The 24,995-nt window shown below is 47.4% G+C and carries 20 protein-coding genes and 1 riboswitch; of the genes, 13 read left to right on the plus strand and 7 right to left on the minus strand.

Translation table 11 applies throughout. The features are described 5' to 3' along the window. Positions 1 to 4: 4 nt before the first annotated feature. Positions 5 to 739 carry a hypothetical protein gene (locus tag ACM64D_RS16190; RefSeq protein ID WP_415064279.1) on the minus strand — a complete coding sequence of 245 codons (735 nt, stop codon included), beginning with the start codon at positions 737 to 739 and terminating at the stop codon, positions 5 to 7. 227 nt (positions 740 to 966) lie between these two features. Between ACM64D_RS16190 and ACM64D_RS16195 the strand changes: the two genes are divergently transcribed. The 7 genes from ACM64D_RS16195 to ACM64D_RS16225 all read left to right on the plus strand — a co-directional run bounded on the left by ACM64D_RS16195 (position 967) and on the right by ACM64D_RS16225 (position 6,594). Next, complete coding sequence (locus ACM64D_RS16195; protein ID WP_415064280.1) at positions 967 to 1,602, plus strand: DUF2520 domain-containing protein; 636 nt, start codon at positions 967 to 969, stop codon at positions 1,600 to 1,602. A gap of 7 nt (positions 1,603 to 1,609) precedes the next feature. Further along, entirely contained in the window at positions 1,610 to 2,401 is a 792-nt protein-coding gene (gene panB, locus ACM64D_RS16200; protein WP_415064281.1) for a 3-methyl-2-oxobutanoate hydroxymethyltransferase, read from the plus strand. After that, the gene (gene panC / locus ACM64D_RS16205) at positions 2,398 to 3,153 is read left to right on the plus strand and encodes a pantoate--beta-alanine ligase (protein WP_415064282.1); all 756 of its coding nucleotides are present in this window, start codon (positions 2,398 to 2,400) and stop codon (positions 3,151 to 3,153) included. The genes panB and panC overlap by 4 nt, the downstream gene beginning before the upstream one ends. Next, positions 3,140 to 4,414 (plus strand): bifunctional phosphopantothenoylcysteine decarboxylase/phosphopantothenate--cysteine ligase CoaBC, encoded by a 1,275-nt coding sequence (gene coaBC / locus ACM64D_RS16210; protein ID WP_415064283.1) that lies wholly within the window; start codon positions 3,140 to 3,142, stop codon positions 4,412 to 4,414. Before panC ends, coaBC begins: the two co-directional genes overlap by 14 nt. Next, positions 4,411 to 5,181, plus strand: coding sequence for a type III pantothenate kinase (locus ACM64D_RS16215; protein ID WP_415064284.1), 771 nt, complete (start codon positions 4,411 to 4,413; stop codon positions 5,179 to 5,181). Before coaBC ends, ACM64D_RS16215 begins: the two co-directional genes overlap by 4 nt. A 9-nt stretch (positions 5,182 to 5,190) precedes the next feature. After that, complete coding sequence (gene panD, locus ACM64D_RS16220) at positions 5,191 to 5,565, plus strand: aspartate 1-decarboxylase (RefSeq protein ID WP_415064285.1); 375 nt, start codon at positions 5,191 to 5,193, stop codon at positions 5,563 to 5,565. Between the two features lie 80 nt (positions 5,566 to 5,645). Then, positions 5,646 to 5,743, plus strand: a riboswitch (purine riboswitch). Next, a complete protein-coding gene (locus ACM64D_RS16225) occupies positions 5,737 to 6,594 on the plus strand; it encodes an endonuclease I family protein (protein ID WP_415064286.1) in 858 nt (285 codons plus the stop codon). (Overlaps the previous riboswitch by 7 nt.) 22 nt (positions 6,595 to 6,616) lie before the next feature. Here ACM64D_RS16225 and ACM64D_RS16230 read toward each other — a convergent pair whose 3' ends face one another. Beyond that, complete coding sequence (locus tag ACM64D_RS16230) at positions 6,617 to 7,045, minus strand: SRPBCC family protein (protein WP_415064287.1); 429 nt, start codon at positions 7,043 to 7,045, stop codon at positions 6,617 to 6,619. A 217-nt stretch (positions 7,046 to 7,262) separates the two neighbouring features. On the opposite strand from ACM64D_RS16230, the gene ACM64D_RS16235 reads away from it, so the two are divergent. The 3 genes from ACM64D_RS16235 to ACM64D_RS16245 are packed head-to-tail and all read left to right on the plus strand — an operon-like array spanning position 7,263 to position 14,704. Continuing rightward, entirely contained in the window at positions 7,263 to 12,062 is a 4,800-nt protein-coding gene (locus tag ACM64D_RS16235; RefSeq protein ID WP_415064288.1) for a hypothetical protein, read from the plus strand. A gap of 9 nt (positions 12,063 to 12,071) precedes the next feature. Further along, complete coding sequence (locus tag ACM64D_RS16240; protein ID WP_415064289.1) at positions 12,072 to 13,910, plus strand: ATP-binding cassette domain-containing protein; 1,839 nt, start codon at positions 12,072 to 12,074, stop codon at positions 13,908 to 13,910. Then, entirely contained in the window at positions 13,907 to 14,704 is a 798-nt protein-coding gene (locus ACM64D_RS16245; RefSeq protein WP_415064290.1) for a DUF2799 domain-containing protein, read from the plus strand. Before ACM64D_RS16240 ends, ACM64D_RS16245 begins: the two co-directional genes overlap by 4 nt. Here the strand turns inward: ACM64D_RS16245 and ACM64D_RS16250 are convergent. The 4 genes from ACM64D_RS16250 to ACM64D_RS16265 all read right to left on the minus strand — a co-directional run bounded on the left by ACM64D_RS16250 (position 14,701) and on the right by ACM64D_RS16265 (position 19,885). Next, the gene (locus ACM64D_RS16250) at positions 14,701 to 15,144 is read right to left on the minus strand and encodes a hypothetical protein (RefSeq protein ID WP_415064291.1); all 444 of its coding nucleotides are present in this window, start codon (positions 15,142 to 15,144) and stop codon (positions 14,701 to 14,703) included. The genes ACM64D_RS16245 and ACM64D_RS16250 overlap by 4 nt on opposite strands. A 62-nt stretch (positions 15,145 to 15,206) precedes the next feature. After that, positions 15,207 to 16,763, minus strand: coding sequence for a hypothetical protein (locus ACM64D_RS16255; protein ID WP_415064292.1), 1,557 nt, complete (start codon positions 16,761 to 16,763; stop codon positions 15,207 to 15,209). A gap of 8 nt (positions 16,764 to 16,771) precedes the next feature. Beyond that, on the minus strand, positions 16,772 to 18,307 hold the full coding sequence (locus ACM64D_RS16260; RefSeq protein ID WP_415064293.1) for an ATP-binding cassette domain-containing protein: 1,536 nt from the start codon (positions 18,305 to 18,307) through the stop codon (positions 16,772 to 16,774). 162 nt (positions 18,308 to 18,469) lie between these two features. Next, a complete protein-coding gene (locus tag ACM64D_RS16265; RefSeq protein ID WP_415064294.1) occupies positions 18,470 to 19,885 on the minus strand; it encodes a hypothetical protein in 1,416 nt (471 codons plus the stop codon). Here ACM64D_RS16265 and ACM64D_RS16270 point away from each other — a divergent pair. The 3 genes from ACM64D_RS16270 to ACM64D_RS16280 all read left to right on the plus strand — a co-directional run bounded on the left by ACM64D_RS16270 (position 19,859) and on the right by ACM64D_RS16280 (position 24,046). Beyond that, entirely contained in the window at positions 19,859 to 20,575 is a 717-nt protein-coding gene (locus tag ACM64D_RS16270; protein ID WP_415064295.1) for a TonB family protein, read from the plus strand. The genes ACM64D_RS16265 and ACM64D_RS16270 overlap by 27 nt on opposite strands. Before the next feature lie 11 nt (positions 20,576 to 20,586). After that, a complete protein-coding gene (locus ACM64D_RS16275; protein ID WP_415064296.1) occupies positions 20,587 to 22,404 on the plus strand; it encodes a TonB-dependent receptor plug domain-containing protein in 1,818 nt (605 codons plus the stop codon). Positions 22,405 to 22,522: 118 nt separating this feature from the next. Next, a complete protein-coding gene (locus tag ACM64D_RS16280) occupies positions 22,523 to 24,046 on the plus strand; it encodes a 5'-nucleotidase C-terminal domain-containing protein (RefSeq protein ID WP_415064297.1) in 1,524 nt (507 codons plus the stop codon). 12 nt (positions 24,047 to 24,058) lie between these two features. Here ACM64D_RS16280 and ACM64D_RS16285 read toward each other — a convergent pair whose 3' ends face one another. Beyond that, entirely contained in the window at positions 24,059 to 24,991 is a 933-nt protein-coding gene (locus ACM64D_RS16285) for a hydroxymethylglutaryl-CoA lyase (protein WP_415064298.1), read from the minus strand. Positions 24,992 to 24,995: the final 4 nt, after the last annotated feature.

Consider the following 24,995-nt stretch of genomic DNA (forward strand, 5'->3'; position numbering starts at 1 on the left):
ATCTTTAACGAGACCCCGCATTTCTGTTAAACAAGATGAGATAGTCTTTAGCGCCCGTTTGATCCATAAGTCCTGAATACTTATTGTCTTCAATTTTTTTGCGATACGTTTTCCGCGCGATATTTTGTATCATGCACCCCAAAGCCCCCGTGCCCGACAGGTCCTTGCCTTCTTCAATGGTGCACTTGGGCTCAAAGACCTGCTCTTGCTCGCGAGTGACCGGAAACTTCGTCACCGAAAAACTGACAACGTCGAGTTTGTACTCGTCCTTCAAACGATTGGCAGGGTTTTTCTTCAAAAGTTGCGAAGAATAAATGTTCGGCACAATCACCGCCACACGCAAACCCTCTTCACGGGCCTTCTTCACCCCTTCGACAAAACGAGCCGTCTCTTCTTTAATATCAATTCGCATATTGGAGTTGAAGAGCTCCACGTACGGAAGCATAGGTTCCACCACGATCATGTCGTACTTAGAACCCGGCTCTTGATTGGCTTCAAAAAAACCCCGCCACAACTCCATGTCTTCAATCTGATTGGGAGTGACCCCCAAAAGAACAATCGGAGCTTCACGAACTTCCAAACGCAGGCGCTCGTAAACAGCTTTCCCGAACTCCTCGGGGGTGGAGACCTGAGAAAATTTAATTTTTCCGATCGACTGGGGTTGAATGGAAAAATTTGCGGCAAAATAGATCCCAAGAGAAATAACGGCAATCGCACAAAACCAATAGAAGTATTTCATGGGCGAGAACTTCCCTTAGTTTAGTAGCGAAGTCCAGCGCCTGGCGCACCATGGCATTGAGCGTTGAAATCTGTTAGAATTGTGTTAGGTTGCGATCATTACATAGGACTTGATCCCTTAAAAGACAGGTACCCGATTATATGAAGGCGACGAACACGACATCTTCTTTTTCTTATTTGCTTATTGGCTCTGGCCGCGTCGCCCGACACCTCGGCCATTATTTTCATTTGTTAAATATCAGTTTCGATTCCTGGGACCGCTCCCAAGACCCTCATGCTTTAGCCCGCAAAGTTTCTGGGGCGACTCATATCTTATTAGCCATCAGTGACAGCGCCTTGCCGGGGTTCTATCGCCAACATCTGGCTGGCCACGAGGCTCAAGTGATTCAGTTTTCCGGAGCCCATCATTTTGAAGGCATGGTTTCGGCTCATCCCTTGATGACCTTTGGGCCTGAACTCTATGATCTGGAGTTTTATAAAAAGATTCACTTCACGTTGACGGGAGCCCACTCGTTGGGGACGGTCCTCCCCGGACTTCCCAACTCTTTTTCCGAGATCGCTGCCTCCCAAAAGGCGCTCTACCACGCTCACTGTGTTCTGGGCGGAAACTTTGTGACTTTGTTAATTGCCAAGATGCTTGCCGGATTTGCTGAAATGAAAATTCCCTCCGAGGCCGCCCAGGTTTATCTTGAAAAGGTGCTCGCTAACACTTTGGCAGAGCCCAGCAAAGCGCTGACCGGCCCCCTCGCTAGAAAAGACGTAGAAACCGTCAGCGCCAACTTACAAGCTCTGGAAAACGATCCTTATTCTGAGATCTATAAAGCTTTTCTTAAAACCTATTGGCCCGAGTATCCGCGAAAGTGAGGCCCTTATGAAAACCATTCTTGATTTCCACGAAAAGAAAATAAAAAACCAAAAGATCTCGATGGTCACTTGTTACGACTACACCTTTGCGCGGATTCTTTCGGCAAGTGATGTCGATTGTCTTTTAGTCGGTGATTCTTTGGCTATGACCATGCACGGGCACAAAACTACTTTGAATGCGTCTGTGAATATGATGGCCCTGCATACTGCCGCGGTCGTTCGCGGAGCCGGCGACAAATTCGTCGTCGGAGATCTGCCTTTTATGAGTTATCGCAAAGGACTCACGGCCAATATGACCTATGTTGAAAAAATCATGAAAGCCGGGGCTCATGCCGTGAAGCTTGAAGGAGCTTCGGGCAATATTGAACTCGTACGCCACTTGGTGGACTCCGGAGTTCCTGTGATGGGGCACTTGGGTTTGACTCCCCAATCCGTCAATCAGTTGGGTGGTTTTAAAGTGCAAGGTCGTGATGAAAAAGCGCAAAAGAAAATCAAAGAACAGGCCTTGCAACTACAAGACGCCGGAGCTTTTTCCGTTGTTCTGGAATGTGTTCCCTCAAAATTGGCGCAAGAAATCACCGCCGCATTAGACATCCCGACCATCGGCATCGGCGCTGGCCCGGACTGCGATGGGCAGGTTTTAGTTCTTCAAGATATGTTGGGAATGAATGAAGGCTTTAAACCGAAGTTCCTCAAAACTTATTTCAACGGCTTTGAAACTTTAAAGGGAGCTTTTAATACTTACCACCAAGAAGTCATCCAAGGCGCCTTCCCCACAGAGAAGGAGAGCTATTCATGAGTGAGGTTTTGCACTCTCCCGCCGAAGCCCAAGCTTGGCGGCACTCCAAAAAAGGCAGCGTCGGGTTTGTTCCGACAATGGGCGCCCTGCACGCAGGCCATGAAGAACTTCTGCGCCGTGCCCGCAAAGAGAACGACTTTGTTGTGCTTTCCATTTTTGTTAATCCCACGCAGTTCAATGATCCTACAGATCTTGAAAAGTATCCCAAGACTTGGGAACAAGATTTAGAGATGGCCAAACGAAACGGCGTCGATGCTATTTTATTTCCTCAGTACAAAGACATGTACCCTGATGGATACCGTTATAAAGTCAGTGAAAATGAATACTCAAAGTTGTTGGATGGTGCCCATCGCCCCGGACACTTTGATGGCGTTCTTTCTGTCGTTATGAAGCTTTTTAATATCGTTTCACCGACCAAAGCGTATTTTGGAGAAAAAGACTTTCAACAGATGACGCTGATCCAAGGAATGGTTCAAGCCTTCTTCATGAATTTAGAAATCGTGCCCGTTCCGACGGTGCGAGAAAAAGATGGTCTGGCTATGAGTTCCCGCAACACCCGACTCAGTAAAGAGCAAAGAGCTTTGGCTCCGGCAATTTACAAAGCCATCACCGAAAGTGCCTCTGCTGAAGAGGCCACAACGAAGTTAAGCTCTCAGGGCTTCGTCGTGGATTACGTCACAGATATCGGCCATCGCCGCTTTGTGGCCGCCAAACTGGGCGAAGTGAGGTTGATAGACAATGTCCAAATCTAAGGTTCTCTTTATGATGACAGGCTCTATCGCCTGTTACAAAGCTTGCCATGTGATCTCTCGCCTGATGCAAAATAATTGTGACGTGCAAGTCGTTGCGACACCTTCGGCCCTGAAGTTTGTGGGCAATGCGACGCTTGAAGGTCTGACGGGGAAGCCCGTGATCAGCGATATGTATGCCGCTGGCAACGTCATGGATCACATTCATCTTATGAGATGGGCTGATGTGATCCTGGTCGCCCCCGCCACGGCGAGCTTTATCAATAAAGCCGCCCAAGGTGTTGGTGATGACTTACTTCAAACTTTGTTTTTAGCTCACGACTTTAAAAAGCCCCTCTTAATTGCGCCAGCCATGAACACCAGTATGTATACTCATCCGGTGACACAGAAATCTTTGGCGACTTTGCGTGGAATGGGACTGCAAATCCTCGATACCGCCTCAGGAATCCTCGCTTGTGGTGAAGAAGGCTGGGGGAAACTTTTAGAACCAGATCTGATTCTTAAGTTGACTCTGGAGGCACTGACAAACAAAGACGACAGCGCCCATCGCCAGGCCGAACTTAAACATTCAGCGTCCCCCAATGCCAAGATCAAGGTGCTGATCACGGCAGGCGGGACCCAAGAGCCCATCGATACCGTTCGTGTGATCAGCAATTTAAGTTCAGGCCGCACGGGCATTGCCTTGGCCGAAGCGATGACGTCCATGGGGTTTGATGTCACTTTGTTGCAAGCTCACGCCTCTGCCAAAACGGACAACGTGACTCACCGAGATGTCTTCACGAGTTTTGCAAGTCTGGACGAGAAAATGAAAAGTTATCTTTCCAGCGAAGACTTCACCCATGTGATTCATGCCGCTGCTGTCAGCGACTACTCTGTCGACAACATCGAAGTGGCGGGAAAAAAGTACCGCCCCTTTGAAGTTAAAAAAGTCAGCTCTGACACCGAGACCATGAACATTCATCTGAAGCGCAATCACAAGATTGTGGATCGTTTAAAGGACTATTCCAAAAACAAGAACCTGCAGGTGATCGCCTTTAAGCTGACCAGCCACGCTTCGGCCGAAGATCGCCTGAGTGCGGTGAATAAATTGTTTAAGAACTCGCATGCGGACTGGGTCGTTCACAACGATCTCACAGATATCGATCTTGTTAAGAGAACTCATAAATTCACTTTGCACAGCCCCCAAAAGGCCCTGCCCTGTGAAACTTTGGAACAACTGACCAGTGAATTGATTCATGTGCTAATGCCTAAGGATTCTTTATGATTTTATGCCTGGATGTCGGCAATACGCAAATTTATGCCGGCCTATTTGAAAAAGATAAAATGGTTTTGTCTTTCCGTAAAAATTCAAAAAGCGGAGCTTCGTCTGATGAAACGGGAATTTTTCTGCGCTCGGCGATTCGCGAAAACGGATATGATCCCGCCAAGATAAAACAGATCGCCATCTGCAGTGTCGTCCCGGAAGTGGTTTACTCCCTTCGTGGGGCCTGCATGAAGTACTTCAATATCAATCCTTTCATTCTTCAAGCCGGAGTCAAAACCGGATTGAAGGTCAAGTATCGCAACCCCGTTGAAGTGGGAGCAGACCGTATTGCCAACTCGATTGCGGCAACTCATTTGTATCCAGGCCGCAACCTGATCTTGGTGGACCTGGGAACGGCCACGACTTTCTGTGCGGTCACCAAAGACAAAGACTATTTGGGGGGCTCTATCGTCGCGGGCCTTCGTCTTTGTATGGAAGCGCTTGAAAGTAAAACGGCGAAACTGCCTTCCGTAGAGATCACCTCTATGCATGAAGCCCTGGGACGCTCAACTATTGAGAGCATCCAGTCGGGTCTTTATTATGGTCACATCGGCACCATCAAAGAACTGAGCGAACGGATCACCAAAGAGTGTTTCCACGACGAAAAGCCTTTGATTGTCGGCACCGGCGGATTTGCTTATTTATTTGAAAAAGAAAAAATATTCGATGAGATTGTGCCCGATCTGGTTTTAAAGGGCATGCTGATCGCTTTGCAATACAACACTTAAGGACCTGCTATGAATATTTCAATGCTAAGAACCAAACTTCACCGCGCCACTGTCACCGGAGCAGATCTGAACTACGAAGGCTCCGTCAGCATCTGTCCAGACCTTATTAAAGCTTCGGGCCTTTTGATTAACGAACGCGTGGATATCTATAACTGTAATAACGGCGCCCGCTTTTCTACCTATGTGATCAAAGGCAAGAAAGGGGAAATCTGCCTGAATGGAGCCGCCGCACGCCACGTCCAAAAGGGAGATCTTGTTATTATCTGCTCCTACTGCGGACTCAGCCTTGAAGAGGCCCCTCAGCATGAACCCACTGTGGTTTTTGTAGACGAGAAAAACCGCGTCAAAGAAAAGCGCAAGGAAAGCCGCAAAAACAACAAGTAGACCAATCGACGCAATGCGTGTATTTGTTCGAATTGTGTCAGCATTGAAAATTTTTCTTGGAAATGTACGCATTTTCGAGGAATAACTCTAGCACGTTACCCCGTATATGCTGCGAATAGGGCGCAGTGTTTCTACCAGGCACCATGAATGCCTGACTATGGAGGCTTTTGTATGAAGTTGTTCTGGACGTTGTTGGTTCTACTCGTCACAAGCGCTGCTCACGCAGCTCCGTCTTCCCAAGCGATTCCTTATTACGGCGAAAAATTCTATCTTGATCTTTCCACGGGCGTTTCTAACGACGCTTTAAAAAACAATATCAAAGCGGTTTTAAGAAGTTATCACCGCGCTGTGAAAGGCACTTACGATCAAATCGTTTCAGAGTGCACGGGCCAAGGCTGTTACGCCCAAACTTCTTTGGGGTACGACGGCGCCCGCGTTTTCTTGATGGGATCATATTACTTGATCGATCATGGGAACGGTTCTTACGGAGTACGGGACGTTTACTGTGACACGGAAAAAACGGCAGAAGACTTCAAAGGTCGCAGCACTCCTGGTCCCGATAAAATTCCCGACAACAATGTTATCAACGTCGAACACACCTGGCCGCAAAGCCGCTTCTCTGGCAGACACAATAAAGGCCTTCAAAAAGCAGATCTTCACCACCTCTTCCCTACTGATACACAACTTAACTCCATCCGTGGAAACTATACTTTCGGTGAAGTGACTCAAGATTCAAAAACGTTAAAATGTCCTGTTTCACGTTTCGGCCGTCCTGCCAGTGGTAACCGCGAAGTTTTCGAGCCACCTAAAAACCATAAAGGCAATGTGGCACGTGCGCTGTTCTACTTCTCTCTTCGTTACGATCTTCCAATCACGCCTGGTGAAGAGGCTTTCCTAAAAAAATGGTCAAAAGAAGATCCCGTTGATGAAGATGAAGTTCGTCGCAACAACGAAATTTTCAGAGTTCAAGGCAATCGCAATCCCTTTGTCGACTTCCCAGAGCTTGAAGATAGTATTCAAGATTTCTAATTCTCTTGCAGACAAAAGGAGCTTACTCATCAAGGTATGATTTAAGCTCCTTCAAATGATACGTCCATCCCACTTTAAAATCTTTCATCAGTTTTTCGCGGTTTTGTTCTGGCAGGCTTTCCCACCCCTGATGTTTTAATGTTAATGTGCATTTAGTTCCCTGATCTTCAATGAGGAACGTACATTCTGTGGTGGCGTCTTTGGGCCAGTCTTTTTCTCTCCAGGTAAAAGTGATTTGTTTTTTCTCTTTCACAAACGTGACTTTGCCGGAAGCCAACTGAGCTTTTCCCTCGTCATCCTCCCAGCGCTCTCGAAATTGACCACCTACGCGAGGCTCAATGGTGACCCCATCACCCCACCAGTTTTCTAACTCATCCCGATCCGTTAAAGAATGCCAGACTTCTCCCGCTGTCGCCTTAACCGTGATTGTTTGTTCAATGACTTCTTTCATGGTGAAATTCTCCTCATTTTCCGGAAGATCCTTCAGATTCCTTAATAACAACTATCATATTAATTTCTTGTAAGGTCACCTTGTGGGTTCAAATTCAAAAAAGAAATAGGCTCATTCCCCCACATAGGTACAGACGTCGACTTCTATCTTCGTCTCAAACCGATAAATCCCTGGGGTCCAATTTAAGATATCATCAAGAATAACCGACAAGTAAATCATGTTCAGTCGTCTCTTGTACGTCCTAGTATCGACTCTACTTACCATTCCCGTGGTCATGGGAGTGGCCGGCTGTAATATTAATGCTGGATACTTCAACACAAATCCCCTGATTCCCGCCAGCATCGTTCTGTACAATCATGGCACTCCCAAAACTTACGATACCGGTCGGGTTGAACTTCTTACTAAAGATACGAAGCTTCGTCTTGAGGGCATTACCAAACCTTCGGTGAAACTAAAAATCTACACTTCCGCGTCAGATCCCAATTGCGAAAAACCTCCTCGTGATGAGGATGTTCTTGGCACAGATCAAACTCTCAATATCGACTTTGGTGTCGACTTAAGTGTCCTGCCCGAGGGGACTCACACCCTTTGCATCTATGCCGAGTCGCCCACCGAAGCTCCTCTTTGGAAAAAACTGGGCGACATTACGATCAAACGAACTGTTCAGGCTTTTTCAGGAACTGCTATTATGCCTGCGGCTCGTGGCAATGATCGTCGGCCTCAGTTCATGGGAACCAGCGAAGCGAATGCTCGCCTTGAATTGTATTCAGGTTTGAATTGCTCAGGTCCTCCCTTGGAGTTTTCTCAAGCTGCCTCCGATGGAAGTTATTCCATCCATCTCTCCGCAATAAATCCTATTTTGATTGATGGACCGACGGCCTATTCGATTCTTGCCACGGATGTTTTGGGGAACACGATCTGCTCGCCAGGAATGGGATATACTTTAGATACCATCATCAACCCAACATCCATCACAGCCCTTACACCAGCAAGTCCTTCGAATATCAGTACTCCCACCCTCAGCGGCGTCACTGAGATCAACTCGCAGATCTCTTTGTATGACTCAAACTCTTGTGCAGGGCCGGTCTTAGGCTCCACAACCCCGGACTCATCGGGTGTCTTCACCATTCATTTAGACACTCCACTTGTCACCGAGACTACTTATAACTTCACTCTTCGAGTTACGGACGATCTGGGAAATACGGAATGTCTCACCAGTCTCAATCAACCGTACACCTTTGACGTCACCCCTCCGGCTTTAAACATTGTTTCTCCGGCGGCAAGCACACCTTATCAAAACGTGTTTGCTCTTTCTTTAAGTTGCGAAGACGACGCTGCGATTGAGGTCTCTGGTGACGTTGCCACGACTTTGAATCAGGCTTGCACGGCCGGAAGTCTGACTTTGCATCCTTCCCTTGCTGGAATTGACGGAAGTAAAAATATTAATGTGACAGCAACAGATGCTGCGGGAAACACGACAACGGCCAGTCTCTCTCTAATCAAAGACACCGTGCCCCCGACTCTTCCCACTGTGACAAGAACCTCCACCAGCCCCACGTCTTCCGCTTTAGCGACCATGACGGTCTCTTCATGCAGTGACATCACTGAAGTTTTGGTGAAAGAAAGTTCTTCCCTCCCCACCGGCGCCGAACCTGAGTGGACCAGCTGTAGCACGGTGGCCAGTGCCCTTCACTATGATTTAAGTCTTTCTAACGCCCAAGGAACTCGAAATCTTCGTGTTTTTGTTCGCGATGGTGCTGGAAATATTCAACCTTCCTTTGCCACGGTCCTTGTCGACTATGATACGCTCCCACCAGAAATTCATATCAACCCCATTCCCTCTTTCTTAGGCACAAAAAGCTATTATGAGTTTCAATGGTCTCTCACAGAAGGAAATGTTCCTGCGGGCGCTAACTTCGTCATTCAATACAGTCAAAATGCAGGAAGCTCATGGACAACAATGACAACGACTCCGGTTGGTCGAGTCGGGGCCGTGAATGGAAAGATCTATAAATACAATCTCTATCTTCCTGAGACTCCAGGGCCCACTCTTTTCAAAATCAATCTAACAGATGCCACGGGCCAAACAGGAAGCGATTCCAAGTCGACGCTGCTTCTTTTCGACATCACACCACCAGTGATCACTGCCAACTCTTTTAAAATTATCGGCTCGGAAGGGCCCGTCACGACTTACAATCCCTTCGTGAAAGTAGAGTTTGCAGCCACAGACAATCAAACACCGATTACCCAATTCTGTCTTAAGAATTCCTCCAATCAACCTCTGCTGACGGACCCATGTTGGGTGGCCTTAGATGCCCCAGGGATTGACGTGCCCGTTGATCTTGCCGTCGCTCTTTCGGGATATGACCATCTGGTTGATTGGATTCAAGGAACTTACACCGTCTATCTTTGGGTGCGTGACCAAGCGGGGAATGTTTCCAGCAATGCCGGTCCGGTCAATAATGGCACAGATCGTATTTCTGTGACTTATGCCCCGGTCCCGCAACCGATCTTAACAAATCTTTTGGTCGCAAAAGTGCCCGACCCCGTGACTCAACCTTCTCCTTGGGAACTTGTCACGACGCCAGGAACGCTCTTGTATCTTAAATGGAAACAACGAGTTTTCATGGGCACCGCCAAGGTCAGCCTCTGGTACACCATTGATGGCGTCGACTATACGATGATTGTCGAGGACCTGTCGCCCGGCGCAGGGCTTTCTTGTACCGCCAGTGGTTCTGACGATATTTGTACTTATAGTTGGAACTCAACGATTCCCGTCAATATCTCATACAAAATTCAGGTGCGCCTGTCAGACGGTATCGGCCAGACTATGATTAAAAATACCGTTTATATCAGCAATCCTAATTTCAGACCTATTGCCGGAAACACCGATCCCGGAACCAACGGCTCCGCAAAAAGTGCGGCCTTTCGGGGAGGTTTTCCCGACAGTGGTTCTTTCGTCGTCAGTCGTAGTGGTATTTTATTCTTCCGAGATATGGCTCGAGGCCTTCTGATGGTCGATCCTGCCAATGGAGTGCAAAAATTAGCTTTAAAAGATACAGGCACGACAACAGGTGATGGGGGCCCATTAAGTGGGGCCACCACGCAAGGCATTTTAAAAATTGCTATCGACTTTCAGGATCGAGTTCTTATTTTTGAACCGGATCGTATTCGTCGCATCGACACTCGGGCCATTCCCATGACAATTGAATCCATCATCGGAGCTTTTGATGATGGGCGCGTGGGTACCAACACGGCGGACTATGTTGCCGATCCTCACGATATTAAAATTCAACTTAGCACGACTTATCGAATGACGGGGCAAGGCAGCCCCTATCTGACCTTCCTGGTTCTTCCCAGTGGCGACATCTATTTTCAGTCTGACAACCTTTACACCACTCGAGGCGCCGGAGCTCGTATCCGTGTCTATCGCGGCAGCGCCATTGAGCCCTATGTCGATACATTAAGAGTCGGCGGTGCTGGTGATGCCGCCGATGGGGCTACCGATATCGGCGCTTGGCAGTTTAGTAATTTGAACTTTGTGTTTGATCCGTTTTCCAATATTGTTTCCAAAGCGATTGTCATGCTCAATCACCCAAATCCGGGATGTAGTGACCTCTATTATTCAAATGTAAATCCTGTGAATTTGCAGTCCTTGGGCGGAGGACACCCGTCCACGCCATTCTCAACGTGTGCCGCCCCTTATCGAGTTCAAGGAATGAATGGTCAAATTTACGGGCTTAATAGAAATAATCCATGGAGCTTTCAAATTGCAAAATTCGACGGTGGCACCGGCTGGAACGCCATCATTGGAACAGGAGCCCGAAGCAGCTGTGTCGATGGAACACCTGCCTTATCTTGTTCGATCATTCCTAACGATCTCTTTGTTTCGCAAACAGGACAGATCTATTTTATGGACGATGGATTGATTCGCATCGTGGGTTCGGACGGAAGAATCTATACCCTCTATGGCTATAACCTTAGCGCCGGCGATGGTGGGGAGGGCATGGAGGCACGCCTCAACAACATCGTTTCTTTGGATCATGGAACTGGAGATAAGGTCATCATCTTGGACAATCAAGGTGGTCGCTTCAGAGAGATTGATCCTAAGGGCACTCCTGGTATTAAAACAATCGCGGGTAATGGATCTGATGCTCCAAGTTCTCAAACTCCGCTGGGTGTTGCTGCCAACTCCAACCCGATTGGCATGGGCTGGCAAGCGCCGGGTCGATTTGCGAGTGATCCAGCCACCGGGGATGTTTACTGGAACTGTGGATACCAATCGATTTGTAAACTCAATCGCGGCGCAAATATCTGGCAAAGTCTGTACGCTCTTGGCGGAGGCGCGGCCTGGGAAACCACGTCGCCGGTTTATTATAGCTCGCTGGAAATTCCGCCCTACTTAATTGCTCCCTCGGCTTTTGCCAATAATGCCCTAGCCGTCGGATTCATTTCTTGGAATGGCACGGACTCTTTCCGATCCGTTCTGAGGGACTTCAGCCTGAGCGATGGTCTCACAAAACACATCGCCGGAAACAGTTCCACCGTGTCGGCCGCTTCGTGCTCTACCGGAGCAGCTTCTAGTTGCTCGTTGGATGCGGCTTACTATGGATTCGGCGAAGGCGCACCAAGTCCAGTCTTCCACTCGAACAGTTTTGGAACCAACTACTGGCTCGTTGCCACTAATAAATCACAAAGAATCGTCAAAGTCGGCGGAGGCTCAGCCACAAAACTTTTTGACCTGGACGAAAAGGCCCTCTCGATCCTCGTGCAGGGTTCTTATTTCTACTACTGCTCGTCAGTACCTAATTCGCCGTCGAAACTTTATCGAAAATCGACAACCTCGCCCTACACTGAAGTAGAATTGCCACTGCCACACGGCTCGACCTGCTTTGGAAATAAAATAATATTCAAATCAGGTACCGGCGGAGAACCAGACCGCATCGTCTTCCCGATTAAACAAAACGGCATCTCGGGAGTTTCTGAATTCCTTGATCCGGAGAACTTTGTCCCCTAGACTGCATGCATGGCATTGACCCTTCTTCAGCTCCAGTCTGGCTATAAAGCATTTGGTTCAAAATCTCTTTTTGAGGACGCTACGTTTGCAATTAACGAAGGCGAACACGTGGGCGTGATTGGGCCTAATGGAGCGGGAAAGTCGACCCTCTTCAAAATTCTTGTTGATCAAGAGCATCTGGATCAGGGCTTGGTCACAAAGTCCCAACAATTACGCCTCGCCTATCTTGAACAAGAATCTGATTGGGATGTCAACGAGGTGGTTGAAGACTATTTAGCAAAGAACTGTATTAAACCTCTCTGGGAACTGAAACAGTTTGGCCTCAAATTAGGTTTGACGGAGGCACACTTTCAAGCTCACCTCAAACAACTCAGCGGTGGTTACCGCATGCGGGTCAAACTCTTGTATTTGATTGGACAAGAACCTAATTTGCTTTTGCTGGATGAGCCCACCAACTTCTTGGACCTTGAAACCTTGCTTGTTTTAGAAAGCTTTCTGCAAGAATTCAAAGGCGCTTTCTTATTGATTTCCCATGACCGTGAATTCCTTCGTCGGGTCACAGATCACATTCTCGAAGTGGAAAGTGGCGATATCGTCAAATTTCCGGGAAGTTTGGATGACTACTTTGAACAAAAGCAGATGTTAAATGAGATCTTGCAAAAGCAAGTTCTTAGCCAACAAGCCAAAAGAAAATCCATCATGGACTTCGTCACCCGCTTCGGGGCCAAGGCGACGAAAGCTCGCCAAGCGCAAAGCCGCTTGAAGGCCCTCGAAAAGATGGAAGTCATTGAAGTTAAGGCGGCTCCCACACACTCTCATATTCACATACCTCCTGCGCGTGCAACCGGCAAAATGATTTTAGAAGTTGAGAATGTGGATTGTGGTTATGGCGAAAAAACCATCCTCAAAAACGTGTCTTTGCGACTGGAGCGAGGCAATCATCTGGGGATCGTCGGATTAAACGGCGCCGGAAAATCGACTCTGTTAAAATCCCTCGGCGAACAAATTCCGTTACTCAAGGGTTCTATCAAGTGGGGCCATCAGGTCAGTCTTTCCTATTTTGCGCAACACACTCCAGAATCTCTCAATCCCGAACATACCGTTTTAGAGGCCATGGCAGCGACCGCAGACAAAGAAGTGACCCAACAGGATGTTCTTAACATTGCTGGAAGTCTTCTTTTTTCGGGCGACTCCGTCCAAAAGAAGGTCAAAGTACTTTCCGGTGGTGAGAAGTCCCGGGTCGCTTTGGGACAAATTTTACTTCAAAAGTCGCCTCTTCTTCTTTTGGATGAGCCCACCAATCACTTGGATTTCGACACGGTCGAAGCCCTGACGACGGCTTTAGAGAGGTATGAAGGCACGATCGTTACCGTGAGCCACGATCGCGGATTCATTGGACGTGTTGCAAATAAGATTTTGGAAGTGAATCACGGCCAGTTGACTCTTTATCCTGGAACTTATGACGAGTATGTGTGGAGTTTGCAAAAAGGTTTCTTGGCGGAAAGAACCTTCGAAACTGGAACGCAGCCCGGTCGCGCAGATATTAAAAATAATGAAGCGACCCCGAAATTCAATTACAAAGAAGAACGAAAAAAGATCGAAGGTCTGATAAAAAAGGCTCAAAAACAAATCGAAGATTGCGAGAAAAAAGTCGCCGAATTCGGCAAGCTGCGCGACACCTTGAACGAGAGTTTGATGACCGCCACCGGTGAAAAAGCCGCGGTGCTTGCCAAGGAACTCCATGAACTCAGTGGAAAAATTGAGGATCTGGAAAACTCCATGCTCGAAGCTATGGAAAATCAACACACTTACGAAGGTGAGCTCAAACAGCTTGTGGGGTTGTCATGAAGAGAATTCTTTTAATTGCACTAACGGTAAATCTCTTTGCCTGTGCAAGCTACTTCAAAAGAAAAGAGTGTGAATCCATCAACTGGTTTGAGCACGGCAAAAAAGTCGCGTTACGCGGCGATTGGCTCAATGCGGATCAGACCGTCAATGAATGCCGTAAAGCCGAAGCAGATATTCAAGAATCTCAGTTAGATCTGGGATTTAAAAACGGAATGCAAAAATACTGCAGTGGTCCGCACGCTTATCTCGTAGGGAAAAATGGCGATTTCTATTCCCGCGACCTTTGCGAGGGACCACAGATCAATGTCCTTATGACGGAACACAAAAAAGGTGTGGCCGATTATTGCGCAAAATCCAATGGCTTTAATGCGGGAACTTCAGGAAAAAAATATCTCAACATTTGCCCCAAAGAGTTAGAGCCCGCCTTCTTGCCTGAGTATCGCAAGGGACGAAAGAAGTACATTCAAGCAATGATCGAAACAACACAAACAGACATTCACCAGCTTGATTCACGCCTGTCTTCATTGAACTCGGAATTGGGCTTTAGCAACATCCGCCTGACGCAACTTCAAAGCGAGCAATCTCTCGTGGAGACTCAAAAGAATTTAACTCCCGTGCAAAGTTCCCAGCGAAACTACTTGGAAAATCGCCTGACTTCCATAAACTCTGATATCTCCACTCAAAGAGTGAAGATTTCGACCAGCGAGAGTGAAAGAAATCAGATTGAAAAAAAACGCACGGAAAAGATGAACGAGCTGGCAGAGTTGAAGTCAGAACTGCCCAGTCTTGATTAACGTGACCACGTCACCAAATGGTCAAAAGGCTCAACGTAGGTTGGATGAGCTTTTTGCCACTCGACACGCTCGTCACACGTTGGCACATACAACTCGATATTTTGAAAGGCCGTGGCATTTCCATCGCCAAGATACTTGGTGACCTTCAAAAAATAAGTAGCTCCGCGCTCGAGCGTCAGCAAGAACGACTTTTCGGTATAGGCAATTGCGAAAGACTTTGAGACAACACCCGCTTGCGTTCCCACCTCAATCAAATACCCAAAAGCCAGACGATCCACTCTCCAACTGAGACGGGCCAAAAGATCTTGAGAACAGGAGCTTGGAAGGGGTTTGCTGGGCGGCAACACGCCTCCGGCATTTCCTACTGCCTCCTCTTTCGAGGAACAGGCCACGCCCAAAACACTTATTAACGCAATTACTAAATGCTTCAACGATTTCATAGAAAAACCTTTTCGCTAAAGCCTTATGGTACTCAAAGTTGGTGTTTGTTCAAGAATGTATTTTAATTAGGAACCCGGAACCACTCGATGGCATCGACAAAGGCTTTGGGCTGATAGGCATTGGCCTGCTCGCTCCAATGAACCTCACGCCAGCCCAAACTTTTAAAAGAAGGACTTTCGACATCTCTTTTTTGAATGAACTCAAAGACATTTGAAACTTGCTCAAGATCGGTTTTCTTCATGAGTAAAGATGGCAAGTGAAACTGAATAAAGGCGATCCCCTTATTCTGCGCTCCAAAACCCTCGGCTCCTTCGGTCAGAAAGCGCGAGTACAAAATCTCGCGATTACGATCGCAATGGTCCACAACCAAAAGCTTTTCGGTGATATCCGCGTAATCGATGACGTAGCTGAAATTATATCCGCCACACTTTTCAACCACAGTCCGATTCGCACGAATCTGCCCAAAGGACTTTAGAGGAATGGGATATTTTGCGGGAAGCATCCAAAGGCCTGACTGATCACGAATAGCCATTTGTAACTTAGGCTGAGCCTTGGCGATCTTCATAAATTGTTGAAAGACCTTTGAGTTCTCGTTCAAAGGTTCTTGGCTGACATAAAGAACATCAAATGAGGCTTCTGCAAAAGCATCCTGGAACCCATTCGAACGCAATTCATTGGTGAAATTTGAAACAAACAAACGCTGAATTTCAGAGTCCTTCATCACCGTTGACGTCGCAACAAAAGAATTCACGTTCTTAATGGCCTCCGCTGCTTTTAACAGCGCTGAATCTTGAATGCCGGCAACTCCGAGCCCACTCGTCAAAGGCAAACTAGGGGAATGTTCTGATCTTAAAAGCTGAGGAAGACCTTGAACAAAAAGAAATCGCTCTTTCACCGAAAGGTCCCGGTAAGAACGAATCCAACTGGTCACCAAGAGCGGACGCAAACTCATCTCGACGACCTGTTGATCCAACAGGGTCGACGCTTCCAGTTTATTTTGGCAAACCGCAAAGTGTTCGGACTGCTTCCAAGGCGAATCACAGTAAGCCGCGACGGATTTTAGAACATAGGGCCATTTAACCTTGCGCAAGGCGGTTTTAATATGAGTATTCGGATCCCCTAAATCCAAATCTCCGCCTTGCAAATGAATCAAAAAGTCTGTGATGACTTCTTCCATCAAAACTTGTTGCGCAAAAAGAGCCTCGTTGCGCTCCCGATACCACACCTTGGCCAAAGCTTTTTCTAAATGGCCCGGGGCCTCCAGCAAACTCTTGCCTATATAAATGTGATGCCCCTGAACCCGAAACAGATACGGGCGATCGTCAAGAATGGTGATCTGAAGCTTTCGATAAAACGGCTCTGAACTTTCCAAGAGCCTTTCAATCTGCTGAAGCCGAAAGGAAAGATCTTTCACCCGTTCACTGAAGAACTGGCTGTAAGGGGTCGACTTATTAAGCGCACAACGATAGACCGTTTCCGTACCGGCCCCCGACAGCCTGTCAATTCTTTCGACAACCTTGGAATCAATACAGAGCGGCCTCTTCGTCATCTGAAGAACCATCAGGCTAAGTAGGCCAAAACACACAAAACTCAAGGACGTCAACCAACGAGCAATCATAGTGAGGGTCAAGATTGCAAAAGGCAGACCTCCTCAACTCCAATATTCTTAAGAAAGATCTCATCATGGGAGACAACCAGAAGAGCCCCCTGATACTCATTCAAGGCATTCTCCAAAACTTCCAGACTTTCAAGATCCAAATTGTTTGTAGGTTCATCCAGGATAAGGAACTGGGGGGCTGGAGCCGCCAAAAGAATCTTCGCTAAAGCTGCTTTCAATTTTTCTCCGCCGCTCAAGGTTTCAATCTTTTGATTTACTTTTTCCTTCATAAACTGAAATCTTGCCAGGTGATTGCGAGCCTCAACGAGGTCATAGCGAGAACACGACATGACATTTTCGAGGACACTTTTATCTTTTCGCAAAATGGAATAACTCTGATCCAAAAGAGCCGTGCTCAGGTCTCCCTTTTTGAAACTTCCAAAAATTCGCAAGTCCTGCGAGACGTCTCCTAACAAAAGCCGAATGAACGTCGATTTTCCGGCGCCATTTCTTCCGGACAAAGCCCATCTTCGCGGGCCTTTCATCGTCAATGTCAACGGTTGCGACCAAAGGCATTTTTTCTGTGAGGCAAATTGAATATTCAAATCCTGTGTTTCAAAAATCAATTTCCCCTCAGGGACTGAGGTCTCCGGCAGTTCCAGACCAAGGCGACTTTCTTTCTTTTCTTGCGCCAACAAGTTTTGAAAATCCTCTTGAGCTTTTTCCACACGTTTTTCCTCATGAGCGTGGATTCTCCCCTGAGTCTCTTCAGCTCTTCTTTTTAAACCTCCAATCAAGATGCGAGGCAGCCCCCCGCGAGCGGCAATACGTTCTCCTCGCCGCATTCTTTTTTCTTGAGACTCCAGTTTTTCGTGATGCTCGCGCTCTAGCTTCTTTTTTTCCCGTCGGGCCCGGTCAATTTTCTCTTGTTGTAAAACGTGCTCGGCGTCCTTCCTTTCGCTATAAAAAGAATAGCTTCCGCCATAGACCGCAAGACCCTGATTCGACAATTCCCAAATCACATCCACATGATTCAACAATTCGCGATCATGACTGATCACCAGCAAAGGACCTTCATAGGAATCGACAAACTCTGCGATCAAGCCTCGAGCTTCCCGATCCAAGTTATTGGTGGGCTCATCTAAAATCAAAAGGCCTTCCACTCGCGAGAGAGCCTCGCCAATGCGAACACGCATCCACTCTCCGCCGCTGAGATCTTGAATTCTTTTTTCTAGTTCAATATCTTGCAGAAGAGGTCCCCACAGCTCAGGGCGACTCTGGGGACTGTCCCATAAATTCATAAGATACTCTCCAACAGTTCCTGGAGGCGGCTCCTCAATTTGCGAAAGATAAGTCGCCACATGAGAACTTTGAATGTCCCCCTCGGAAGGAGTCAGCAAACCCGCAAGCAACTTAGCAAGCGTGCTCTTACCAACACCATTAGGTCCGACCAAACCCACGCGCGCGCTATTGAGGCTCAATGACACATTCGAAAATAATTTGTCGCCTTGAGGTAACTCAAAAGCGAGCGACCTCGCGGTCACTTGAAATAAATTGTATTGCATAAAAATCCGTCCAACGACCCGGAAGGGCCCATGAATTAGTCTTAAAAAAAGATTTTACGACGGATTTATTTTCTCATAATCGTCAGACTATCGCCCGACAGACAAAGTCTAACACACGAAGACCCTCTTTTTCAAGGGTCGGTCTGGGAATCGCCCTGATCCTTACCAGCAAGGGGGAATGGGACTTAAGCCCTTCATAATCTCTTTTAGAGACCCCAGGTACTTATCAGATTTCGCAATCACAACAACATCTGTGCTCTTATCCTTCAACGTTGCCATCGCGCCCTCGCAAAGGACCTTCCCTTTGCTTTCATCTTGAGTGACCTTAGTCACGATACCGGGAACTGAGAGGACGCCCTCAAGCTTAATGACCTCGGTCTTATTCACGACCGCCTTCACCGCCAGCAAATAGTTCATTCGGTAAGACGCCCCGACAACCCGCTCGTTCATGCTGACCCCAGTCAGTGGCACCAGGAAAAACTCTTCTTTTGTCGCAAGGTCACTATATTTCGCCACCTTAATTTTAGGAACTTGATAAACCACCTCAGACAATAAAACGTCTTTGGCTTCACTTTCCTTCACGGTCAAAGACAATAAAACCTGTTGCATCCCTGACCCAGGAACTTCTTCGCGTGTTCGCTGAGCCGCGACCTCACATCCAGCCTGAGTCGCCAATTGAAGATAGTGACAAACGGTTTGAGTTTTATCCAAAGCTTTCGCCTGCGCAAAAAGCGACTCAATCGCTTCATCTTCCATGATCGAAGGGTCCTTGGCCTCGCCGGCTGTTTTCATTTTAAGGGAGAAGACACGCTCATCAAATCCACTTTCAGTCATCTTCACAATCAGATCTGCATGGCGCAAATTTCCACCTTGCTGAAGAATGTAAGCTTTCACACGGCGAATGTTGTTATAGTCTTCCTGGACAAGAGCTTTTCGATACACTGTCGGGGTCAAAGTTCTTTTGACGGCCTTCGCTTTTTGCACCATCTTTTCATCGTCAGCGCCCTTACTGATCGATAAAGTACACTCACTGCCAGGATGGGTTTCCTTCACCAAGTCGCAAAGCTCATTGTTCGATAGATTTTTAAAAGTGTACAGGCTCGTGAGAAATCCTTCTAAAATGGACTCGGCCTTATCTTTATCATTCAACTTTTCAAATACACGCGAATCAAACCAAACTTGATATTGTGTTTGTCGAGCCATCGGTTGTGTCGAAACTTCGGAATAGGTGATCGCCACGGACGAAGAAGCTTCTTTCTTCAGATCAACTGGCCCAAGAACCCACACCTTAAGCTTAAAGAGTGCAGACCAAGGAGTTAAAGCATCTTCAGACATAGAATCAAAGATCGCAGCAAGGTGAGTCTTATAGGAGGCAAGCTCTGTCGGGTTTATGACATATCTCTGCTGATCCTTAGAGAGCTTATTGCGCTCCGCCATCGACTCCGTTCGTGCGCCTTTATTGCCGGAGGCAACTCGCGGGGTGACCTGATGGCTAGTCTCTTGACAGGCTGACAAAATAAGGGACGTCACAACCAGCGCAGAAGGAATCAAATGCAAATATCTTCGTTTAGAGTCCATAGGTTCACCTCTAAGACTTTACAGTACAAAACCAATGCCCTGTCTCAATCTGAGATTGATCATCCCCAAGAACTATGGGAGATTGGGACCGCTTTGAAAAACTTATTCTGGAACTTACTTTCACTTGGTTTGCATTTAGCGCTGGGCCTGGCACTTTGGTTCTCCGCCGTAAACTCATTGCACTCCTCTCCCGACGAAGTGATTGATCTGACATTGAGTTCCCCTCTGCCCCAAAGCGGAGAAAAATCATCAAGACCTTCTTTGCCAAAGGCAGCCCCGCAAAAACTGACGGTAAAATCGCCTCTCCCCTCTGAGACTAGTACATCGACGGCAGAAGCGACTCCTCAGGAAAACTCCGGCACGACAGAGACTTCGGGCAATAACGGCGACAGCACTCCTGTTGGCTGGGGTGACGTGACTCGCTTTCCAAAAGTCACCAAAGAGTATAAAGCCAATTACCCTGAAGAAGCCAAACAAGCCCGCATCGACGGTCCGGTGATCTTAGATATTCTGATTGATCGCACCGGCAAAGTTCGCGACGTGCGAGTGGTCAGTGGCCCCGGCTATGGATTAAATGAATCTGCTATTGAAGCTTTAAAAAAATTTGAATTTCAGCCCGCACAAAAAGGAACGGAATCCGTTGCGGTGAAGATTCGCTACACCTATCGCTTTAAACTTGGCGTGAACTAGAAGGATATCTCATGAAGAAAAATATTTCCCGAGCTCTTATCTTAGCCCTCTTCCCACTTTTGAGTGTGGCGCAAGAGGCTCCCCCGTCTTTCGAAACCGTTGTCGAAGACATGGTGTTTAACACCTCCAGCAGAATCATTATTGACGAAAAAACGATCAAAGAGTCTCGCTCTCCGAATATCACCAGCTTGCTCTCAAGCCAGGCCAACGTCACAGTGACGAATACACCCTTTCAGCCCAATTCCATCTACATCCGCGGCGGAGACTCTAGCCACGTTTTGATTCTTATTGATGGCATTCCCTTTTACGATGCCTCGACGATTCAACGTACTTTTAACTTGAACTCTTTGGATATCAAATCTGTTCGTCGCATTGAGATTATCAAAGGCAGCCAGACCGTTTTGTATGGAGGACAAGCCCTGAGTGGTGTCATCAAAATCGAGACCATTCCGCAAGAGTTCACAACAAAAACGGGAATCCAAGGGCAAGTTGGAACTCAAAACCTCGCCGACATCACGGCCGTTCACACTGAGCCTATTGAGGACAACCAAGGAATGATCTTTCGGGGACATGGATCTTGGAAAAATAGCGAATCGCCGGTTTTAGGTTCCTCTCGCACCTACTCCCGTAACTCTTGGAACGGGGAAGGCACTTACGTGTGGAAAGGGGCGGTGGATGGCAACATCAAAGCCAACTACATTCAAGAACTGAATTTTTCCCCAAGCTCTAATCAAAACTATCAAATTGTCGATGCTGATGATTTTCAGCAATTCAGTCGGCAGTTGGCGGTCTCTTCAGGTTTGAAATTCAACAACTGGGCATGGAGTCCTCGTCTCAGCTTGAGTGGACAAAACAGTGTTCGCGACTTCGATCAACCGATCAACGCCACCAATCCCACACTCACGGACCAGAGCTATGGGGCCAACCTTCGCACCATTCGTTTGGATGTGACGCCCGTAAAAACAGAACACCTGACTGTACTGTCAGGGCTTAGTTATATCCATGAAGACTTCGTCTATCGTGACAAGGGTGTCGAGATCTCAAACTCCTTTGCCGAACAACGAGGCCTTTTTGTCAAGGCGGACTACAAGATGACAGAAAGTCTTGATCTTTCTATCGGTGGGCGCATTGAGAATTGGGAAAAACAAGATCCCGTTGGCACGTATCAAATTGGCCTCACGCTTTTAAAGAACACAAAGTTTGAAATCTCGACTGGATATAAAATTCCCTCTTTGTTCCAACTTTATTCAACGTATGGGAATCCCGATCTAAAAGAGGAACGAGCCACCCAATACAGTCTTTCACAAGATATCGAACTCTCAGATCGACAACAGCTTTCTCTGACCGTGTTCAACTCTCAGTTTTCCAATTTGATTGTCACGCAAGGCAGTTATCCTTCGCTTCGCTACACGAACGTCAATAAGTCAGAAACCCATGGCGTGGAAGTGGCGTACACCTTAAGACCCAACGATGTCTCGTCAGTCCTCTTTACGTATGGCTACCAAGAACCGCGTGACGTGGACAACGCTCGCTGGCTCATTCGTCGTCCCTTGGTTAACGGCAGCCTTAAGTACACTCACTCGTGGGGGGTGCAATCCGGCAGCTTCGAACTTGTTGGCGCCGGCGAACGACTGGATCGCAACAGCAATACAAGCCTGACCACTTTACCTGGGTATGTGGTGGCGAATGCTTCTTACTCCTATGAGGTCAACCAGGGTCTGACCCTGTACACGCGTCTCAACAACCTCTTAGACTATCGCTATCAGGAAACCTATTCCTATTTCACCGAGGGATTCTCTGGCATCGTCGGAGGAGAATTATGGTTCTAAGGGGCACGCGACGAGGCCCCTTTTCCCTGTAAAAAGTACAGCGGTTATTTCAGTTTACTTTGGGCTCGACAAAGAATACGGGGCGGTGGCATAACTTGAGCCCCTTAGGAGTCAGTCCATGACGAAATTTCTTATTTTATTTCTCTCCCTGCTTGTCTCTTCCACCGCCTTCACCTACGACGCAGGAAAAAAGTACGATCTGACTTTCTTTCACGTAAGCGACACCCACGGCCACTTCTATAAATCTCCTGCAAATAATGAAGGCGGCTTTGCAATTCTCTCAACCCTAGTGAAAAACGCACGCCAAGAAGCGCGACAAAATAATTCTTTGTTCTTTCTAACTTCGGGTGGAGACATAAACACCGGAACTCCCGAATCGGATCTCCTGTTGGCAGAACCTGATTTTCGCGCCATGCAGGCTATCGGTTTTGATGCGATGGCCATCGGCAATCACGAGTTCGATAAACATTGGCAGGTGCTCTCTCAGCAACACTCTTGGGCGCAGTTTCCTTTTTTATCAGCGAATATTCGTTCAGCCAAAGCTCAGTATCTTCCCATCATCCCGTTCATCATCAAAGAAGAGCAAAATCTTCGCGTCGCCTTTTTGGGATTAACAACAGAAGATACGCCTTTTTTAAGTCTTCCCGCCAACACCCAAGGCTTGATCTTTGATCCGGCGATTGCTACTGCTCAAAAGTGGATCCCGTTCTTAAGACAACGTGCTGATGTTGTCGTTGTACTCAGTCACTTAGGATGGTGCCCTCTCGGAGATTGCGCAGCCCCTAATGATGTTCTTTTAGCGCGGGCTGTTCCTGGAATTGATCTTATTCTGGGTGGTCATTCTCACTCCTCTTTACCGGTCCCCGAAGTCGAAAATGGAACATTTATTTTTCATACTTTCGAAAAGAATCAAAAAGTCGGAATTCTTAATCTCGAGTTTCTTGACGGAAAGATCTCTTTAAAAAGCTCAGAACTCAAACCTATAGCCGGCGAAGAAGATCCTGCCCTTCTTGCGATCTTGGATCCACTGAGACAACTCAGCGCTGAAAAACTCAAAACCGTCGTCGGCGAAACCCCTGTGTTCTTAGATGGAGAACGCGCCAATGTCCGTTACAAGGAAACAAACCTTGGCAACTTGGTGACCAAGACCCTGCAACTTCGCACTCAAGCGGACCTCACTTTAATCAACTCAGGCGGCATTCGCGCCAGCATTGCGCCGGGACCCATCACTTATGGAGATATCTTTAAGGTCCTTCCCTTTGGCAACACCGTCTGCACAGTCGAGCTGACCGGAGCAGAGCTGGTGAAGTACATGGAAGTCATCGCAAAAATGAATCCGGGCGAAGGCAACTTCCCACAAATGAGCGGTGTGACTTTAACAACCAACACTGAAAACAAAATTCTTGAACTTAAAATCAACCATGAAGAAATCAAAGCTGAAAAGATCTATAAACTTGCTATGAACAACTTTATGGCTGAAGGGGGCGACTTCTACCCGAAAGTAAAAGACCTTCCGTCTTTCATCGATACCGGGTTGACCGTCGAGTACATCTTCCGTTCTTATATTGTGGATCAAAAGGTCATCGATCCAAAAGAATTTGAAATCACAAATTATTATCAGCGCGGTGTTCCTCTTCACTAGAGGAACACGATTTTAAAGAATTTTTCCCAGCGGCTTCAGCCTTCCGACTTTGCCAACCTTTGATGGGAGTGGATGCTGAATTTTTTCCGCCACCCAAGGATTTAGTTCCAGCAACTTATCAAGATGGAGCCCGGTCTTAATACCCATACCGTGGAACATATAAACCACATCTTCCGTGGCCACATTTCCCGTCGCTCCTGGAGCATAAGGGCATCCCCCCAAACCACCAAGACTTGTATCAAACACCGTCACACCCAGCTTATAGGCCGCCAAAATATTCGCGAGGGCTTGCCCCCGGGTATCATGGAAGTGACCCGCTAGCTTTTTCGCCGGAATCACCTTTTTAAGTTTTTTAAATAAGGACTCCACTTGCCCCACATCGGCCACACCGATGGTGTCACCGATAGAGACTTCGTAAACACCCAGCTTATACATTTTTTGCGCAAGCTTAATAACTTTCGCTTCAGAGACTTTTCCCTCGAAAGGGCAGCCAAAGCAGGTTGAAAGATATCCGCGCACTTTGATTTTATGTTTTTTCGCCAAAGCCATCACCGGCGCAAAACGTTGAAAGCTTTCTTCGATGGTGCAATTGATATTTTTCTTGGAAAACGACTCTGAACAAGCGGCAAAGATCGCCACTTCCTTCACACCATTTTCAATAGCATCTAACATTCCCCGCTCGTTGGGAACCAACACGGAAAATTCAGTCTTCCGAGAAACCTGTTTTGTTTTGACCAATTCCTGGGTCTTCTTCAAAACCTCAGCCGTGCCCGCCATCTGGGGCACCCACTGAGGGGACACAAATGAACCAATCTCCACACGCTTGGTGCCGGCCTCAATCAGTCGTTTTGCAAACTCCACACGAGTGTCCGCATCCAAAACGGTTTTTTCGTTTTGCAGGCCATCTCTTAATCCCATTTCGACAATAACAACTGATTTTTTCATAGTC

The sequence above is a fragment of the Bdellovibrio sp. genome, from assembly GCF_047637665.1.
Classification (GTDB): domain Bacteria; phylum Bdellovibrionota; class Bdellovibrionia; order Bdellovibrionales; family Bdellovibrionaceae; genus Bdellovibrio.

Excerpts from the sequence above, each read along its gene's own strand:
- ACM64D_RS16190 (WP_415064279.1), bottom strand. The coding sequence starts at position 739 with ATGAAATACTTCTATTGGTTTTGTGCGATTGCCGTTATTTCTCTTGGG.
- panB (WP_415064281.1), top strand. The coding sequence starts at position 1,610 with ATGAAAACCATTCTTGATTTCCACGAAAAGAAAATAAAAAACCAAAAG.
- panC (WP_415064282.1), top strand. The coding sequence starts at position 2,398 with ATGAGTGAGGTTTTGCACTCTCCCGCCGAAGCCCAAGCTTGGCGGCAC.
- coaBC (WP_415064283.1), top strand. The coding sequence starts at position 3,140 with ATGTCCAAATCTAAGGTTCTCTTTATGATGACAGGCTCTATCGCCTGT.
- ACM64D_RS16215 (WP_415064284.1), top strand. The coding sequence starts at position 4,411 with ATGATTTTATGCCTGGATGTCGGCAATACGCAAATTTATGCCGGCCTA.
- panD (WP_415064285.1), top strand. The coding sequence starts at position 5,191 with ATGAATATTTCAATGCTAAGAACCAAACTTCACCGCGCCACTGTCACC.
- ACM64D_RS16225 (WP_415064286.1), top strand. The coding sequence starts at position 5,737 with ATGAAGTTGTTCTGGACGTTGTTGGTTCTACTCGTCACAAGCGCTGCT.
- ACM64D_RS16230 (WP_415064287.1), bottom strand. The coding sequence starts at position 7,045 with ATGAAAGAAGTCATTGAACAAACAATCACGGTTAAGGCGACAGCGGGA.
- ACM64D_RS16235 (WP_415064288.1), top strand. The coding sequence starts at position 7,263 with ATGTTCAGTCGTCTCTTGTACGTCCTAGTATCGACTCTACTTACCATT.
- ACM64D_RS16240 (WP_415064289.1), top strand. The coding sequence starts at position 12,072 with ATGGCATTGACCCTTCTTCAGCTCCAGTCTGGCTATAAAGCATTTGGT.
- ACM64D_RS16245 (WP_415064290.1), top strand. The coding sequence starts at position 13,907 with ATGAAGAGAATTCTTTTAATTGCACTAACGGTAAATCTCTTTGCCTGT.
- ACM64D_RS16250 (WP_415064291.1), bottom strand. The coding sequence starts at position 15,144 with ATGAAATCGTTGAAGCATTTAGTAATTGCGTTAATAAGTGTTTTGGGC.
- ACM64D_RS16255 (WP_415064292.1), bottom strand. The coding sequence starts at position 16,763 with ATGATTGCTCGTTGGTTGACGTCCTTGAGTTTTGTGTGTTTTGGCCTA.
- ACM64D_RS16260 (WP_415064293.1), bottom strand. The coding sequence starts at position 18,307 with ATGCAATACAATTTATTTCAAGTGACCGCGAGGTCGCTCGCTTTTGAG.
- ACM64D_RS16270 (WP_415064295.1), top strand. The coding sequence starts at position 19,859 with ATGCAAATATCTTCGTTTAGAGTCCATAGGTTCACCTCTAAGACTTTA.
- ACM64D_RS16265 (WP_415064294.1), bottom strand. The coding sequence starts at position 19,885 with ATGGACTCTAAACGAAGATATTTGCATTTGATTCCTTCTGCGCTGGTT.
- ACM64D_RS16275 (WP_415064296.1), top strand. The coding sequence starts at position 20,587 with ATGAAGAAAAATATTTCCCGAGCTCTTATCTTAGCCCTCTTCCCACTT.
- ACM64D_RS16280 (WP_415064297.1), top strand. The coding sequence starts at position 22,523 with ATGACGAAATTTCTTATTTTATTTCTCTCCCTGCTTGTCTCTTCCACC.
- ACM64D_RS16285 (WP_415064298.1), bottom strand. The coding sequence starts at position 24,991 with ATGAAAAAATCAGTTGTTATTGTCGAAATGGGATTAAGAGATGGCCTG.